This window comes from Aquitalea magnusonii (genome assembly GCF_002217795.2).
Classification (GTDB): Bacteria; Pseudomonadota; Gammaproteobacteria; order Burkholderiales; family Chromobacteriaceae; genus Aquitalea; species Aquitalea magnusonii_B.
The window spans coordinates 893,542-909,381 of the sequence record NZ_AP018823.1; the positions used below are offsets into that span (position 1 = coordinate 893,542).

Sequence of the window (15,840 nt, forward strand, 5' to 3'; positions counted from 1 at the left end):
CATGACGACCTGCACGGCAGCAACTGCAGCCGCACCTGACGCGGCTAGCAATTTTTTTGTTGGGATCTTGCCAAAACCAGACAGTGCCTGTATTATCGCCCTCTCTGTTGCAGCACTGCAGCAGCCATCTGGAGAGGTGGATGAGTGGTTTAAGTCGCACGCCTGGAAAGCGTGTTTAGGGTAATACCCTAACGGGGGTTCGAATCCCCCCCTCTCCGCCAAACACCCCTAAAGTGTTGTTTTTACAGTAAATTCAAGTTCTGCAGGGCTTTTTTGCTCCTGAGTTCTACACAACACTCCTACACATTGGCGGTAATAAGTTCAGTTTTCTTCTGTAACGTCGCGGATTGTTTTGCACACTTTCGCACGCGCTTTTGCACTGAGTACCCCTCGCAACAAATGCAAAAGAGCCTGCAAAAGCAGGCTCTAACCATAGCGTAGTTTTTAGCCATCAGGCATCCAGTGGGAATGGCGGTCTAGTCGGAAGTTTCACCGAGGAATCAAATGATGTCGCGCGGATGATTTCCCTTAGATCATTACGATACGCTGCCCACTCGGTCGGTACCTGAATAGATTTCTCGTAGCAGCGTAGTACCGTTCGGTCAGACGCGTCCAGCGCAGCTTGTGCTTGCTGAATCTGGTTATAACGCAGCATGGCATCATCAGTATCCGACTCTCGGATGTCTCCAAAATCACCGGCAACGGCCCGCGCAAAAAGCTCCCGGCCATGTTCTGTCGTGTCATCTGGCGCTGCCGTAAATGGCACGGCCCCCAGAGTGACAAAACATACGGTCATCGTGATTGCGCGGCCGTTGTTAGCCCACTGCAGATCAGTTACCGCCGTATATTCAAATTTCATGCAACCCTCTGCGCTAAAAAAATCGTAAAGTTGCCGCCCACTGCTACCAACGAGTGCATGGCTCTCCAGGTTCCCACCGCTGAGGCTCCCACAATCGAATAAACCACGGACCCTTGCGTCACAGACTGGGACGAACCGGATGTATACAACTGCGCATAGTAAAGTTTGGCACCAGAGTAGAGAGTTCCGGCAACGATTGGGGTATTGGCGTTGGAGTAGAACTGAATCGCCCCTCCTTTTCTAGACACTTCGCGAGCCTCACACTAGGCCCCACAAGGAGGTGTCATGAGCAAGCCGCGTTTCCCCGAAGCGTTCAAGATTGAAGCAGTCAAACAGGTAACCGAGCGTGGTTACCCAGTGGCCGAAGTCGCCAGCCGTCTCGGCGTATCTGCCCACAGCCTGTATCAATGGCTGAAACGCTTCGACCCCAAGCGCGCCCAACCGGCCGAACCCGCAGACCAGCAAGCCGAAATACGACGTCTCAAGGCAGAGCTCAAACGGGTCACCGAGGAGCGCGACATCCTAAAAAAGGCCGCCGCATACTTTGCCAAGGAGTCCGGGTAAGGTATGCCTTCATCCGGGCCCATGCGCAGCAGTTCCCTATTCGACGGCTGTGTCGTGTTATGTCGGTGCATCCCAGTGGCTACTACGCCTGGAAAGCGTCACCGTACTCACCGCGAGCTCGAGAAGACCAGCGCTTGCTGGGGTATATCAAGCAGGCATGGCTCGAAAGTGGCGGTGTCTATGGCTATCGCAAGGTGCATGACGACATGCAGGCTCAGGGTGAGCGCTGCGGCAAACATCGTGTGGCACGGCTGATGAAGCAGGAAGGCTTACGTTCGCAGACGGGTTACCACCGGCGTCCTGGGCATTACCGTGGCCGCCCGGCAGTGGTGGCACCTAACCACCTGCAACGCCAGTTCACCGTGAATGAACCGAATAAAGCTTGGGTGACCGACATCACTTATATCCGCACGCATGAGGGGTGGTTGTACCTGGCGGTGGTGCTGGACCTGTTCTCGCGGCAGGTGATTGGCTGGTCGATGCAGTCACGTATCGATAGAGAGCTGGTGCTGAATGCCCTGTTGATGGCGGTATGGCGACGTCAGCCCAAGCAGGAGGTACTGGTGCATTCCGACCAAGGAAGTCAGTTCAGTAGCTACGATTGGCAGGACTTCTTGAAAGCTCATCGCTTGGTGCCCAGCATGAGTCGGCGTGGGAACTGCCACGACAATGCCGTGGCAGAGAGTTTCTTCCAGTTGCTGAAGCGGGAGCGCATCAAGCGCAAAACCTATCACGACAGGGAGGAGGCCCGGCGGGATATCTTCGATTACATCGAAATGTTCTACAACCCGAAACGCCGGCATGGTTCCGCAAACGGGCTATCGCCGGTAGAGTTTGAGAAGCAATATTTCCAACGGCTCAAGAGTGTCTAGAGAAGCCGGGGCGATTCAGTGATAAATTGTGGTTTCATTTTTTTGCATACAGGGCACTGACGTTTAGATTGGCTTTTGAAATTTCGGAAGGAGTTAAGAAAAAATCTCATGTTCCTTGGTATAGGACTAATGGCATGAAAAAAATGTTAGAGAATTTCTTTACGCAGGAAGAGCTTAATAAGATGAATTCTATGAGGTTCAGTAAGTATTCTTATCTCAGAGATGTCTTGGAGGGTAGATTTTTAGAAGAGGCTAGACGAATTGTGTCTGGTAGAGAAGTTGGAGGTGATGCAATGAAATATGCAATGATTTTAAGAGAGTATTCCAATTCTACTGAAGAATATAAAATGTAGCGATGCATTGGCTTGGGTATAGTGCCTAGCTGAGTAATCAATAAACTAGTGATGCTTGTACTTCACACCTAGTAGCGGCGACCAAGAGACATGCCAAGATCAGAATAGACAAGACTCATTGCGTCATGAGCACTAGAAAATGGCCATATATCGAAAGCATGTCTGCGATCTTTCAGGACAAGCCAATATGCAAAGAAGGCAGTTGGTTGTAACCAGAACGGATCGCTTGTTGTTCTCGATTTTATGCGTTCGACAATTGCAGGGCGGTCACGCACCATTAACTGTATTTCTGTTGCTACATCTGGCGTAAGGTACTTATTGCACTGATCAAGTATTTCAAGATTGAGACGTTCATCATAGCCAAAACCCGTGTCACCAATCTTGGCACGATACATACCTACAAGCTCTTCCCAGAGCTGCTTTCTAGGTCTGTTTTCTTCGTCAAGAAGGCGCATGGTTTCACAAAATAAATGATCAGCAGTTTCGATGAGCGCCATGCTGCTTGCAGCAAAACGCTTGGCCTGTGGGGGAACAATGCCGTTTGCTTTGTAGATGCTGTCATGCATCATTTCAGCGTAGGCATGCTGCATTATAGTTCTGATCTGTACTTCACAGGGAAGGTTTGCAGGTACCGTTACCCCATCAAAATCGAGTGCATACTTGGAGCGGACCACGTAGTGACGAGACTGATATCCGAATGTTTCCGGCGCAACTTCTACTTCTTGCTCCCAGTCTCTGTCGAGGGAGAATGCCCACGAATCAATGGATTCAAGTACTTCACTGACAACCTTGATCTGGGGGGAAATTAGTACTACGAACCGTACGCCAACCAGGTCTGTCATCTGCATCAGTGGATCGTCATAATTTTTTCTTGCGATCTTACCAATTGCCGAATCAACTTCCTTTGCTCGACTGCCTGTGATCTGCATCGAAACGGGTAGCCCATTCAACCTGTCAAGAATGCAAGACTGTACAAAACGGCCCCAGGCTTCTAACTGAGGTCGTTTTTGTTCCAAATCATGACGAAATACGTTTAAATCCATTATTCTTGTGCCTGGACTGCACCCTTAATGCGTACTTGCGTGTAGCCCTCAACATTTTCCTGAATGTCCACCATTTCCCTAAAATCATGCTCAGCGGGTACTCTAATCAGTACGCCGCTAGTGAAGGTCACATTTCTGGGCTTCTTCAGTTGATGTTTGATATATTCAGTATCTTTGACAATCGACTGGCTAGGAAAGCCTTTTGCAGTCATATGTTCAATGTATGCATCTCGTAATTCTTCTGGGAAAGTCCGTTCGGCGAACTCCTCCAAGTTAAGCGTTGGTACATGGTTTTTTAGTTCTGTACGTAAGGCTTCACGCAAGGTGTAGCGGTCTTCATCAGAAAGCTCTGAACTACTGATGAAGCTCTTGCTTTCTTCAAAGAAAACCCTTGTTTGGTGGCGTGAAGAAGTCGCGATGCTCATGCCCAAGAATTTGTCGTAGAAATACGCCGCAGCTTTCCCAGTCTCACTACTGGTTAACAAGTGATCAAAGAGAAAAGCCAAATAGTTGTCAGCGTTCTTTAGTCCATCATGGCCTGCCATTACATCTGCCAGTTCGATCAATATTCCGACTTTATAGAGCCGTTGAGTTTCCGATAGAAGCATTTTCTTGATCAGTCTCAGCTGGATTTTTCCACCTTCCTCAACAACGTTGAATCCTTTGTCAGTCTCAGCTTTGATGACGGCAACAAATCGCTTGCTTGGCGCACCGATACGACCAGATAGAACTATAAGTACCCCACCTGGCCAGCGCGGGTTGGTTTGCGCCTCAGTAAGATCACGGGCAAATTGCTTCGATACATTAATGAATGTGGCGTCATCCTCTCCCATTACCATAGCCGCATTCTGCATGAATGACTCTGCACTCGCCCTCGCAATTGACATATTTACACCGTGCGAACGGTTGCCGAGAGCCCCGATGATCCTAAGTTGCAATAAATCAAGAGACTCTTGATCAAGTCCAATAAGCTCATCCGAACAGTCAGGGTCTTTTTTCACATTACCTTTGCCACGTGCATAGACAGTATGTGCAACCATGCGCTGGATTTGCATATCGCAAAAGTCAAACTCAGCCATTCAGGGGGGCTCCGTAAAGTAAGTGTGAATTGGGAATGTTTATCACTTTCAGACGCTAGCAGTATCCAGCTTTGGTATCAATGCTATCACAATGGCATGAAAGTGAGTCATGGCCAAGCAATTACCAGCTACAAATTACCAGCTCCGAACTAGCCTTCCCCCTGTTCTGGTTCACGCTGTATTGGATGGCTACCTGCTCCATCCTGAAGCCTGCGAACACGTCACGAATATCCGGGTGGTCGTTGATACTCAAGATCACCTTGCCCTTGCAGCTACGCATTACCTCGGCCAGTGCCTGGTACTCTTCAAATGGAAACGGCACTCCATAGCCCTCCGTCTGCCAGTACGGTGGGTCGGCATAGAACAGGGTGTGGGGTCGGTCGTACTTCTGGATGCAGGTTTTCCAGTCCAGGTGCTCGACGTAGGTCCGGGCCAGGCGCAAGTGTGCGGCCGACAGCTCCTCCTCGATGCGCAGCAGGTTCATCCGTGGCGGACTGGTGGTGGCAGTGCCAAAGACCTGGCTACTGACCCTGCCGCCAAAGGCCATCTTCTGCAGGTAGTAAAAGCGGGCTGCCCGCTGGATATCCGTGAGGATGACCTCCGGTGTGATCTGCAGCCACTTGTACATTTCCCGCGAGATCAGTGTCCACTTGAACTGGCGTACAAACTCCTCCAAGTGGTGTTGCACCACCCGGTAGAGGTTCACCAGTTCGCCCGAGATGTCGTTCAACACCTCGACTTTGGCGGGCTTCTTCATGAAGTACAGGGCCGCTGCCCCGCAGAACGGTTCCACGTAGCAGGTATGCTCCGGGAACAGCGGCAGGATGTGTTTTGCCAGGCGGCGCTTACCGCCTATCCAGGGAATGATCGGAAGGGTTTGCATCAGGCGATGTCCTGTCTGGCACGCCCTGGTGCGCTGGTGGGTGGCTCGCGGCCTTGAAATGGTTGAGTGTCCGGCAGCGCGGACACTTGATACTGAGGGTAATGTACTGGCCTTCGGCCATTTTCCGGCCGCAATGGCCACAGCGAATATCGGTGTTCATGTCTCTGCAAGGTCGTTAAAACCCGTTAGAATTGCCAGGCTTTCGTGCACGAAAGTGGCAGCCTCGGGTTGGCCTGCAGGTCTCTTCTGCGGTCAGCTGTCCGGGTGGGTGTTGGTAGCATCCACCCGGTCGCTGTCTCTCTATCGCCTTACGGCGTCATCAGATCAGTTTCAATTCCACCAGGGCACCCGGACGAGCGCACAGCGGCAGCGGATTGGACTGGGTATGGACATCCACACCACGGTCAAAATCGGTGTTCTTGATCTTGGCGTAGTACGGCTGGCCCAGGGTACCGACGGCTTCCATGAAGTCACCCGGCGCGTCGTACATCAGGAAGGTCTGACGGGTACCCTGCGGATAAGCGTGGCCGGTGCCTGCACTGATCAGCGATACGGTACTCTTGCCATCAGCCTTTGGCACTTCACCGGTGTATTCCGCAAAAGTCACACCACCGAATTTGAAGCCGGCGCGCACGTCGCCACCAATGTTCTCCTGGGCGGCCATCCAGCCCTGGAATGCCTTTTCCACGTTCGGGTGGGTGGTGAAAGCATCCATAAAGTCGGCATCGACAAATGCTCCAACACCAGTGGAAACATCGCCCAGCAGGTTCTTTTCAACGTGGCGGCATACATCCATGCAGGCTTTTTTCACATTGAACTTCGGGTCAGACAGCTTGAATTCGATGACCGTCTTCTGGATGCCGAATTCCTTGTAAAGGTCGTACATCACGTCGCCATCACCATCCAGAATGATGCCTTTCAGCGCACCCAGCATCATCCATTCCTGGGTCAGGTCGTGGCGAACCTTCATGGTCTGCAGATGGTTGTTCACCACGTTGGCGACGTCGGCCACCGTCAAGGTGTCGTTGCCACCAAAGACGCGGGAGCCAATCAGCTCGGCTGCCAGAATGGTGTCGTCGTGCGGGATGTGCGGCACCCCGAAGAACCGCACGTTCTTCTTGTCACGCTTGGTGCGTTGGCCCGGACTACCCACGTCCTGATTGGACAGGAGGTGGAGTTGGCCACCGGCATACTCCAGGGCGATGGTACGGGCATTCACACCCTGGCGAACAAAAATGCCGGACTGGCCTACCTTGGAATAGGTATTCGGCAGCAGCTTGATCGACTCGGTCAGGCTGGCGATACCGAAGGCGGGGTCTTTCAGAATGTCAGCGATAGATTGAGGCATGGCTCAGTTTTCCTTTGCTTGAGGTCGTGACAGCGGGTGACGCTTAGTCGCCGGCACGCTCGGTGATGCGGATGCCACGGGCCGACAGCTGGCGGTAAACGTGGCGGTATTTGGCCGGGGCAGATACTTGTGCCGCTTGCAGCTCCGGCAGCGTATCCAGTGCCACCAGGCAATCACCGGCTACCGTGCCCACCTCGCGGGAGGTGACACCGGCATCGGCTGCCGGCAGCGCGTGGCGGGTCACGCCCAGCACGAAAGCCAGCGGGTCGTCACCGACATGCCAGGCCACGGCCAGCTCATCGTCTAGCGTGGCCACGCCCAGAATGGTGCCGGCAGGCAATGCGGCCGGGCCGACAAACAGGGTTTCGCAGTATTCATCCGGCTTACCCACCAGAGGGATCTGGGGCGGCAGGGTCTGATTGATCGTCAGGGATTCCATGACTGTCCTTTTCTGGCCAAGGGCCGTATCGGGTTACTTGGTGCCGGCGCGGGCCTTGGCGTTGGCAATCAGCGGGTTGTCTCCAGCCTGCTGGTTGTCATGCTTGCTATTGGCGGCGCGCGTGGTGGTTTCGGTACCGGGCTGCACCACAACCGGGGCGGATTTAACGAAGTCCTTGAAGGCCTTCATGTCGGTACTGCACATGGCCTGGTAGAAGCCACGACTGGCCGGTGCGATCTTGCCGGCTGCAATGGCTTCATCCAGCGCCTTGTCGACTTCGGCGGCAGCAGTGCCGGCTTGCAGCTGCTGCAGCGAGTTAGCCACGCGCTCGTACTCAGCGCGGGGGGCAAAGCTGGTCATGATGCTGTTGGCCACCGTTTTGAGGTCAGCGTCGGCAGCCGCACCGATTGCCTGGCGCAGGCTGTTCATGGCGGTCTGGGTGTCGGTACTAGCTGATTTCAGCGCCTTGACCGAGTTGATGGCAGTTGCGGTATCTGCTGCCGGGTCCAGCCCCAGCAGCTCAATCAGTTGTTTCAGCAAGTCCACAGAAGTCTCCATAGTGTTGAGTGCGCGTAAAAACAGGTTGGGTTGGTTGGTCAGCCCCACGGCTACCAGGCGGACCACGCGGCCGCTGGCATCAAAGTCGAAGACGGGTGACAGGTAGCGCCATTCCTTGGCCTGGATCGCTGTACTGGCTGCGGCATTCCACTCAATGCGTGCCCAGGTCTCTCCATCCCGGATTTCCAGCTGCTTGATCCAGCCTGCGGCCGGTGCTTTCTGGCCGGTCTCCAGGCACACCATGCTGAGGTGGTCGTAATCGACAACCGGATCAATGCCCATCGCCTGGTTTGCTGCAAAGTCAGTCAGTACGGCGGCGGTGTCGGTATGCCACGGTCCACGGCCATCGCGGCCCATGAACGTGCCGGCCGGAATGACCTGGCACCATTCGGGCGGCTCACCATTCGGCCCCAGCGCTAAGGCGATGGAAAACGCAATGGCGCAGCTCGCCCGCTGCAGGCCATCAGGTTGCAGGCTGTTTAGGGCACGAATAATGTCTTCGGGGATGAGCTTCATGGGCTGCATTGTGCGCAGCCATGGAAGAGAGGAAACGGAGGAAGGGGTTCGGTAGGGGGGCTTGTTATTGAGACTGCACGACTCAATGAGGGGGCTGTTTCAGAAAATCATCATCAGCAACCCAGCCCTCTCGCTCACCACATCGCACCTGGGTGTAGGCATAGACCTTGGCGACTGCATGATCCAGAGGAATGCACTTCTCTCCGGGTTGCAGCACGAAGATGGGGGCTTTCAGGTCGTCATTGGGTTCTTTGAAGACCGGCATGCTTTTTTGCACAGTCCAGACTTCATTCGCGTGGCCTGAGCAGGCGGAAAGCGTAAGGGCAATGGAGCAAAGAATTTTTTTCATTTTGGGGCGTAGGTATTCTTTTGAATCAGTCGTCTGGAGTGGCTTAATCCAACCATCAGGTCAGCCGGAGATATCATCGTGAAGCCAGACCAGCGCGGGTCATATGCCGGGATGCCTGCGAACTCCAGGACTTCTGCGATATTGGAAGAGCAACTATTGCTATCAAGGGAGTAGGGTTCATTTGCCGCAGCCCTTTTTTTGATGTCCGCCAGCATTTTCGCTTTCTCCTCTTTGGAGACCATGAGTACATACCCCCAAGTTGCACGGTGCATGTTGATCTGCTGTCGTTTCAGGTAGGCATCGCGTGCCGCAATATCCCAGCCAGGATGCGCTCGGCCATAAACGGTGCCGTCAATCGAGATTGCCACATGGCCGAATTGTGAGCCTTTGGAGATGATTCTCGAATCACTGACCAGTACTTCCACTGTTTCTCTGGCTACGTCGATATGCTTTACCGTGTTGTTTGAGCTAGGTGTCGTCGACTTTGTTGCAACGAGATGCAGGTCTCGTCCTGCTGGTGACTTGATGGTGGTTTCTCCCATGGTGATCAGCCCTCCAGGTAAATCTTGATGTTTTCTTTTGCCGCAATACTAGAAAGAAGATGGGTGTGCCCATCAGCATCGGTTTGACCATGCTCTATATCACCGTTCTCACGCTCAATTGCATAAAGGTGATTCGCGATTGGTCGTTGTGTGTTTGGATCAACCAAACGGTATTTGTCGTCGAACTGGATGTCGCTATTACTTGCCAAGGCTGATGCTGGTGGGGGGGATGTAGCAGGCCCGGCACTTGATTGACTGCTTGCCTCATAGGATCGGCTGACTTCTCCCATTGGTGCTGATAAGGACTGCACCACAACTGGTTTTATGTCCTTCGAGGGCGACAGCCTTGCCACCGACAGACCAGGATGGGTCACCTTCCACAATGACGCAGTTGTTATGCCCTTGGCGTGGGCAACTGACAGCATCGCCAATACAGGCAACATTTTTACCAAACAAAGTAGTAGTCGAAGCCGCACTCACAACATGCCCACCATGGTCAGTTGGGTCCCCTAAACGAATCACTCTCTTCATGTTAATACCAATGGAATAAATCCAAAAAGCAGCATTATTACGTTCGGAGAGCAACAATGGAAGGGAGTGTAGTGGATGCGGGTGCCTAATTAACACCCGTTAACGGGGGTAGACGGCGTTTTACACCATTGCTACCAACCCTTGGCGGTCTGCCTGCACTGCGCATGCGCCAAGGGCAGTTTATGGGGAAAGTCAGCTTTGCTGGAAATGGGTGGCCAGCACGTCCAGCAGCTTGGCTTCTGCAGGATCGGCCAGGGTGCCATCGATATCGACCGGTAGGTACTGGCGCATGGGGATGGTGACTTTGAGTCCCCGGCCAGCCTGGCCGCCAAAGTTCTGGATGGCGGCATAGGCGTCCAGTCCATTGCCCCAGGGGCCGAAGCGCAGGCTGTCGCTGGTGGCGTCATAGCTGAATGCAGCCCGGCGCAGCGTACCGTCCACCTGCAAGATACGCTTGGCGGACAGCCGCCTGGTACCTGCCGCACTCAGCTTGCCGTCCTTTTTGAAGTTCTTGCTGCCGCCATGGCTGCGCAGATAGTTGGCCAACGTCAGCTCGGCATTGGGTGCCCAGGGCTGGCCATGCCAGTCTGCCTGGTCGGCAAAGCGCTGGTCCGTCTCAGCCGTGGCCCACTCGGCAAAGTCCAGCAGTGCCGGCCGCAGGTTGTGGGCTTGGGCCAACAGTTGACCCAGTGCCTGGCCAACACTGTCGTTGATAACTTGGATTTCAAAGCTGTTGTCACTCATAATGAATACAAGCCGTGCCGAGGTACGTGAAATAGCGCATGAACGTACTGCAAGCCCATTGGGCGTGCATATGCAGGGGGTGGCGTCCTGCCGACACGGTTTTTCCTCCTTCTAAAGAATCCGCCTGTACTGGGCTGGATTTTCCAAATCATTCAGATCAACGTATCCCAGCGTAGTGAGCGAGTTGGTCTGCAGTACAAATCGTTTCCCGGTCTGGTCTTTGTCTTTCGTGCGGTAATTTGCACTGACCACAGCTTTGACCTGGCGCTGCCCATCCTTGGATGGAAAGATCAGCAGATAAACAGGTTGCACCTGGTTACCCTCTACAGCCTGATAGACACGCTCCGGCTCCCACAAGCCAACCACTGCCTGCATAGCATCTTCTTCACTGATCCGCTTGCTGGCCTTGCCCCCTGCATCACGCAGCGCATGCTTCACTTCACTATCATCGACCGACACCACAGCCGTGGCCAGCGGTTCGCCCGTGGCCTGCTCAATGGAGTCGACTAACTGCGGCGAGAGTGCACCGATGTGGAAGCGTTGCTTGGTCGGCCGGTAGTTGGCCGGATCCGGGTAGATCTGCTGTACCAGCGGCTGCCAGCGCTCCTGGATGATCTTGTCCAGGGCGTCGATATTGTTGACCGCACTCTGGATGGCATTGGCACCGATCCGGGCCGAGGTGGTCGCCGCTTTGTCCAGGAGCAACTTGCCGACATAGGCCTGGCCAGGCGCATAGTCCCAGCCGAAGTCGATACCATCCGGCACATAGACCACGCTGCCATCGTCCTGCTCCACCCTGCGTGTCTGAATAACCGGCGCAGTGTCTGGGCCAGTTTTTCCGTACTTGTCACGCAGCTCCTGCAGCGAAACGGCACGTACCGTGCACTGGCAGCCCCAGCCATTGGGTGGGTAGTGAACGTTCCACCAGGGATCGTCGGCGCGAAGAATCAGCCCGTTCCACGCCTGGTGCTGCGGCCGGGGGCGCATCACCGAGTCGGAATGCACATAGCGCCAGTACGGCCGGACCTTCAGCATGTCCGGGTCGGTCAGCTGCTGGTAGCGGCCAGCGGCATAGCTGGTCTGCAGGTTGGTCTGGTAGATGACGCGGGTGCGCCAGTTGCGGCCGCCCTTGAAGTCCCAGCCATGCGTGGCCACGATCTGGTCAAAGTCGCGCCGGAAGTCGGCCAGTGTGCTGCCGCCTTCAATGGCTTTGCCCACTGCCTGGCGCAGATCCTCCAGCAAGTCGCAGGTCATGGCCCCGGCCACCACAAAGGAGCGGTCATGCTGCGCCTTCATGATGTCGGTCCACTTCTCAGTCGGCAGGTTCAGCTTCTGCTGGAAATAGTCCAGCTGGGTCTGCCAGGGCTGCTTGAAGATCGCACTCAACGGAGCCGCGCTATCGGCCATTGCTGACCTCGTAGCGGCCGGACAGCTCAGCCAGGCTGAAGGCGGTATTCATCACCCGTTGCAGCTCAGTGGTTGGCAGGTCACCAAACGCACCGGTCAGCCACGCCTGGAAGGACTCCAGATCCGGGGCGTCTGCCAGTGCCTGGCGAATCACCTGCAGCATGGCGTCCATCGGGTCGGCGGTCTTGCTGGTCAGCAGCTCCAGCAGCGGTGCCATCGGGTCGGCCTGGCCAGGCTGCAGGGCATTCATCGCCCGATAGCGATTCATCGCTTGCTGGACCGGGGTATCGACCGGCACCAGTATCGCCTCACCCTGCTTGGGGCGTTCCAGACCGAAGCGGGTATAGGTGGACTCCTGGCCGACGGGCAAGCCAGCACGCACCAGTGTGTTAACCACCCCGGCCAGTGCAGTCAGGTCTTCTGGTTTGTTGATCCGCAGCTTGATGGTGGGGTAGGCCGGCTGCACCCCCATATTGAGGTCCACCACCGGCTTTACATAGTCGCGGGTGAGGGTGGCTTCCAGCTGCTCGACATCGGCCTCCAGAATGTCTTCCCGCACCTCGTTGTGGACCTTGCCCAGGGCATAAGCCCCACCGCCGTCTGCGCCACCGGTATTGGTCGACAAGGTTTGGCCCAGCACGATCTTGCTGGTCTGCTTATCGAAGTACTCCGTCAGTCGGGCATAGATATCGACTGAGGCTGACTTGTTGCCGGCGTCGACAAAGTCGATCTCCATGTTCTTGGGGATAGCAGCTGCGGCATCCGTGCCCAGGCTGCGCAGGGCCATCAGCAGGGTTTCAATGTCCTGCGGTGTGGCCGACACATCGTACTTGCCCACCCGCAGCGGCTGGCCGTAGGCCTCGGCGAACGTGACCCAGTCCTTGATGGCGTAATTGCTGAACAGGAAAGCCCAACAGGCCATACGTGCCAGGCCGCCCCGGATCAGCACGCCCGACTTGGCCTTGACCTTGTGCGTGATGAATTTGTACGGGGCCAGCGCCTCACCGTAGATATTGCTGTCCGAGCGCAGGTAAAGCGTTTCCGGCTCCTCGCGCCGGATCTGTAACCAGTACGGCTGCAGGTAGGACAAGCCAACCGGCATCCACTGCTTGGCGCTGGTTTCCCAGTCAATCTCATGGACGCTGAAACCCTTGCCGATGGCGTCCAGGATATCGAACAGGTTTTCTTTGATCGGGGCCATGGCCTGCTCCACCAGCTCGGCCGCCCGCTGGCTGACGGCATCGTCGCCGGCAGGCTCCACGTACAGCTCCAGGCCAACCAGGGCGCGTTTGCGGGTGGACAGCTCCGAGCCGTAATGCAGGTACTTCTCTTCCATGTCTTCGGCCAGGCGCAGGTAGGCACTGGCATCCCCATTCACTGCCTGGCGCAGCATGTGGCCCAGCATCTCTGGGTCCAGCCCATGGCTGGCCGAGACAATGATCTGACGCACCCCGGTGGTAGTCGGGGTGGCGATGGTGGTTTTGAGCAGGCCGGTGTTAATCGGCTGTCCGTTGTGATCGACAATTTGCGGCATGTTTTGCACTCCGTTTCGTTACCATGTTCCGCGCCCGAATCGGGCCGACATGGCCATGCTCCCGCGAGGGATGGACTTGTAGCCCCTGGTGGCCAGCGGGGCTGCATCAATCACGCGGGACGCATACACGGCGAGGGCCACTCCGACTGCCACGTCACCGTGGCGCTTGCCCTTGTCTTCACCAGTCGTGCGGGTTTCCGGGATACGCGGCACCCCTTTGATGATTTGCACGGCGCGCATGTCGGCCAGCACATCCTTGTCCTTCGGCAGTCCGTCCAGGTCGCCATCTTCCAGGGCGGCTTTGACCGGGGGCATGTGTTCGCGGTACCAGCTTTCCGACAGCATCACCTGGTGGATGCGATCCGCCCCGTAGCGCTGCATGGCCACCTCGGCCAGATACTGGCCATTACCCCGCGCATCGAATGCACCACCGGCAAAGCCCGGCAGGTTATCCAGCAGGTGGAAGGTGATTTGCTCTTGCTGGCGGAAGGGCACATTGCGCATTTCCAGGATGAAGGGCACGCGCTTGACCAGGTTCTGCATCTCAATCAAGGGGACATGGACCGACAAGTCACCGCTACGGGCAAAGTCCTCACCGTCAAAGCTGCGGACACCCTTGGGCAGCTTGTCCAGCTCCGGCTGTAGCACCGAATCAATCCAGTCCTGGCAGTGGCTGGTGCGGACATGGTCCGGCTCCAGTTCAAAGCCAGCCGGGCACTCATAGCGCAGTACCGGGGTGTCGGCGGACATGCGCTTTTCAATCAGCATGCTGCTGAGCCAGTTGCCGCCACTGTTCTTGGGGACGCAGCCGTACTCTTCGTCGGCCGACTCGGGGTTCGGGGCGTTCTTGTACAGATCGGCACGCCACTTCGCCTCGGCCTCGACCGACCATTCTTTATTGGTGACGTAGCAGATGCGCTGGTACAGGCCATCGGCAATGGCATCGTCCAGCGAGATGCGATGGATGCTGTAGTCACGCTTGCCGGCACGGGTTTCCAGGATCAACTCATTGAACAGGTTCTCGACCCCGTTATGGGTGCTGATCAGCCGTACCTTGTTGCCCCACATGGTCAGCGCCAACGCGGCCTTGAGCAGCTCTTCGAGGGACTCATGGAATGCTGCCTCATCAATCACCACGTCACCCTGCAAGCCGCGCAGGTTGGACGGCCGGCAGGACAGTGCCTGGATTTTGAAACCCGACTTGGGGAAGCGGATCATGTAGGAGAGGATTTCCTCCTGCTTGCCTTCGTCCCAGAAGGTCTGCTCGTACACATCCGCCTTGGCCAGCTCGTTGAAGGCCTTGGCGAACAGCGCGCAGGCGGCGATGTACTCCAGCGCCATCTCTTTCTTGGAGCCGACATAGAAGGTATTGCAGCCCTGGCGACGGCGCGGCCGGGCGGCTTTTACCACGTTGCGGCCAGCTTCTGCCCAGGTCAGACCAGTACGGCGCGACTTCTCCGCGATCATGATCTGGGACTCGTCCTCAAACCAGCGCTGCTGGTAGGGTAGAAAAACCGGCTGCTCGGCCGGGATGGCCTCGGCCACTTCCTGCGGCACCACCACCCCGGCCAGCTCCAGCTCCTCGGCCAGGTTAATTTTGCGCGGGCTGCCCAGGGCTTTTAACGGGGCTTGCTGTACGGTTTCGGTCATCACTCTTTACCCAGCAGGATGCGACGGATGCTGCTTTCCATCTGTTCCGACATACCATCCGAGCCGCGCAGCTCTTCCAGCTTCTGTTCCTGCTCGGCCAGCAGCGCAGCACGGGCCTTCTGCTCGATGCGGGCCTGTTCTTCCAGGCGGAATTTCTTCTGGTTCACGCTGGCCCGGCTCAAGGTGGCGATGTTCTTGGCCACTTTGGACAGAATGGCGATCCGGTCTTCATTGGAGACATCCTCGTCCCCGGCTTCCTGAAGATTGACGATGGATTCAAACAGCTCGGTCTGTACCAGGGCGAGTAAGGCTTCGGAGCGAGTGTCGGTATCATCTGATGCGCCCTGGGTCAGCAGCTTGGCCGCTTCGGTACTGGCACGGATGGCAGCAAAGCGGCGTTCAATCTTCTGGCCATAGCGGTGGATGGCGGACTTGCTGATGCTGTAGCCCTTGTCGCGCAGCAGCTCCTCCAGTGCCTGGTAGCCACTGAAATTGCCATCGACCAGGGACTGGTCCAGCCAGGCACGTACCTCGGCCGGCAGCATTGAAACGCTGTTGCGTGCGGCCAT

19 protein-coding genes and 1 tRNA gene are annotated in these 15,840 nt (G+C 56.1%); 3 read left to right on the top strand and 17 right to left on the bottom strand.

All coding sequences use genetic code 11. From position 1 onward, the window contains the following. The first annotated feature begins 130 nt into the window (after nt 1–130). Nucleotides 131–221: transfer RNA gene (locus DLM_RS04345), tRNA-Ser, on the top strand. A 230-nt stretch (nt 222–451) separates the two neighbouring features. Here the strand turns inward: DLM_RS04345 and DLM_RS04350 are convergent. Continuing rightward, nucleotides 452–859, bottom strand: a complete 408-nt coding sequence (locus tag DLM_RS04350) for a hypothetical protein (RefSeq protein ID WP_119313196.1) — start codon at nt 857–859, stop codon at nt 452–454. 285 nt (nt 860–1,144) lie between these two features. On the opposite strand from DLM_RS04350, the gene DLM_RS04355 reads away from it, so the two are divergent. Continuing rightward, a protein-coding gene (locus tag DLM_RS04355; RefSeq protein ID WP_119313197.1) for an IS3 family transposase occupies nt 1,145–2,295 on the top strand; the annotation gives its coding sequence in 2 pieces (ribosomal slippage) (nt 1,145–1,382 and nt 1,382–2,295; 1,152 coding nt in all). A 134-nt stretch (nt 2,296–2,429) separates the two neighbouring features. Continuing rightward, nucleotides 2,430–2,648, top strand: coding sequence for a hypothetical protein (locus DLM_RS04360; RefSeq protein ID WP_145985763.1), 219 nt, complete (start codon nt 2,430–2,432; stop codon nt 2,646–2,648). A gap of 68 nt (nt 2,649–2,716) precedes the next feature. On the opposite strand, the gene DLM_RS04365 is transcribed toward DLM_RS04360, so the two are convergent. The 16 genes from DLM_RS04365 to DLM_RS04440 all read right to left on the bottom strand — a co-directional run bounded on the left by DLM_RS04365 (nt 2,717) and on the right by DLM_RS04440 (nt 15,840). After that, a complete protein-coding gene (locus tag DLM_RS04365; RefSeq protein ID WP_089084317.1) occupies nt 2,717–3,691 on the bottom strand; it encodes a GTP pyrophosphokinase in 975 nt (324 codons plus the stop codon). Continuing rightward, the gene (locus DLM_RS04370) at nt 3,691–4,770 is read right to left on the bottom strand and encodes a nucleoid-associated protein (RefSeq protein WP_089084318.1); all 1,080 of its coding nucleotides are present in this window, start codon (nt 4,768–4,770) and stop codon (nt 3,691–3,693) included. Before DLM_RS04370 ends, DLM_RS04365 begins: the two co-directional genes overlap by 1 nt. A gap of 121 nt (nt 4,771–4,891) precedes the next feature. Further along, a complete protein-coding gene (locus DLM_RS04375; RefSeq protein WP_089084319.1) occupies nt 4,892–5,653 on the bottom strand; it encodes a DNA adenine methylase in 762 nt (253 codons plus the stop codon). Next, nucleotides 5,616–5,813: a Com family DNA-binding transcriptional regulator gene (locus tag DLM_RS04380; protein ID WP_089084320.1), complete on the bottom strand. Its 198-nt coding sequence runs from the start codon at nt 5,811–5,813 to the stop codon at nt 5,616–5,618. Before DLM_RS04380 ends, DLM_RS04375 begins: the two co-directional genes overlap by 38 nt. A gap of 159 nt (nt 5,814–5,972) precedes the next feature. Then, nucleotides 5,973–7,001, bottom strand: a complete 1,029-nt coding sequence (locus DLM_RS04385; protein ID WP_089084321.1) for a major capsid protein — start codon at nt 6,999–7,001, stop codon at nt 5,973–5,975. 43 nt (nt 7,002–7,044) lie between these two features. After that, complete coding sequence (locus DLM_RS04390) at nt 7,045–7,440, bottom strand: hypothetical protein (RefSeq protein ID WP_089084322.1); 396 nt, start codon at nt 7,438–7,440, stop codon at nt 7,045–7,047. 33 nt (nt 7,441–7,473) lie between these two features. Continuing rightward, nucleotides 7,474–8,514 (bottom strand): phage protease, encoded by a 1,041-nt coding sequence (locus DLM_RS04395; protein ID WP_089084360.1) that lies wholly within the window; start codon nt 8,512–8,514, stop codon nt 7,474–7,476. Between the two features lie 82 nt (nt 8,515–8,596). Beyond that, a complete protein-coding gene (locus DLM_RS22930) occupies nt 8,597–8,863 on the bottom strand; it encodes a hypothetical protein (protein WP_145985764.1) in 267 nt (88 codons plus the stop codon). After that, nucleotides 8,860–9,405, bottom strand: coding sequence for a DUF4105 domain-containing protein (locus tag DLM_RS04405; RefSeq protein ID WP_089084324.1), 546 nt, complete (start codon nt 9,403–9,405; stop codon nt 8,860–8,862). Before DLM_RS04405 ends, DLM_RS22930 begins: the two co-directional genes overlap by 4 nt. A 5-nt stretch (nt 9,406–9,410) precedes the next feature. Further along, nucleotides 9,411–9,695 (bottom strand): hypothetical protein, encoded by a 285-nt coding sequence (locus DLM_RS04410; protein ID WP_197715504.1) that lies wholly within the window; start codon nt 9,693–9,695, stop codon nt 9,411–9,413. Continuing rightward, complete coding sequence (locus DLM_RS04415) at nt 9,670–9,936, bottom strand: PAAR domain-containing protein (protein ID WP_089084325.1); 267 nt, start codon at nt 9,934–9,936, stop codon at nt 9,670–9,672. The genes DLM_RS04410 and DLM_RS04415 overlap by 26 nt, the downstream gene beginning before the upstream one ends. A 192-nt stretch (nt 9,937–10,128) precedes the next feature. Then, the gene (locus DLM_RS04420; protein WP_089084326.1) at nt 10,129–10,680 is read right to left on the bottom strand and encodes a phage virion morphogenesis protein; all 552 of its coding nucleotides are present in this window, start codon (nt 10,678–10,680) and stop codon (nt 10,129–10,131) included. A 111-nt stretch (nt 10,681–10,791) separates the two neighbouring features. After that, the gene (locus tag DLM_RS04425; RefSeq protein WP_089084327.1) at nt 10,792–12,087 is read right to left on the bottom strand and encodes a phage minor head protein; all 1,296 of its coding nucleotides are present in this window, start codon (nt 12,085–12,087) and stop codon (nt 10,792–10,794) included. Further along, nucleotides 12,077–13,621 (bottom strand): DUF935 domain-containing protein, encoded by a 1,545-nt coding sequence (locus DLM_RS04430; RefSeq protein ID WP_089084328.1) that lies wholly within the window; start codon nt 13,619–13,621, stop codon nt 12,077–12,079. The genes DLM_RS04425 and DLM_RS04430 overlap by 11 nt, the downstream gene beginning before the upstream one ends. Nucleotides 13,622–13,639: 18 nt before the next feature. Further along, a complete protein-coding gene (locus tag DLM_RS04435) occupies nt 13,640–15,271 on the bottom strand; it encodes a hypothetical protein (protein WP_089084329.1) in 1,632 nt (543 codons plus the stop codon). Continuing rightward, nucleotides 15,271–15,840, bottom strand: a complete 570-nt coding sequence (locus tag DLM_RS04440; protein ID WP_089084330.1) for a DUF3486 family protein — start codon at nt 15,838–15,840, stop codon at nt 15,271–15,273. Before DLM_RS04440 ends, DLM_RS04435 begins: the two co-directional genes overlap by 1 nt.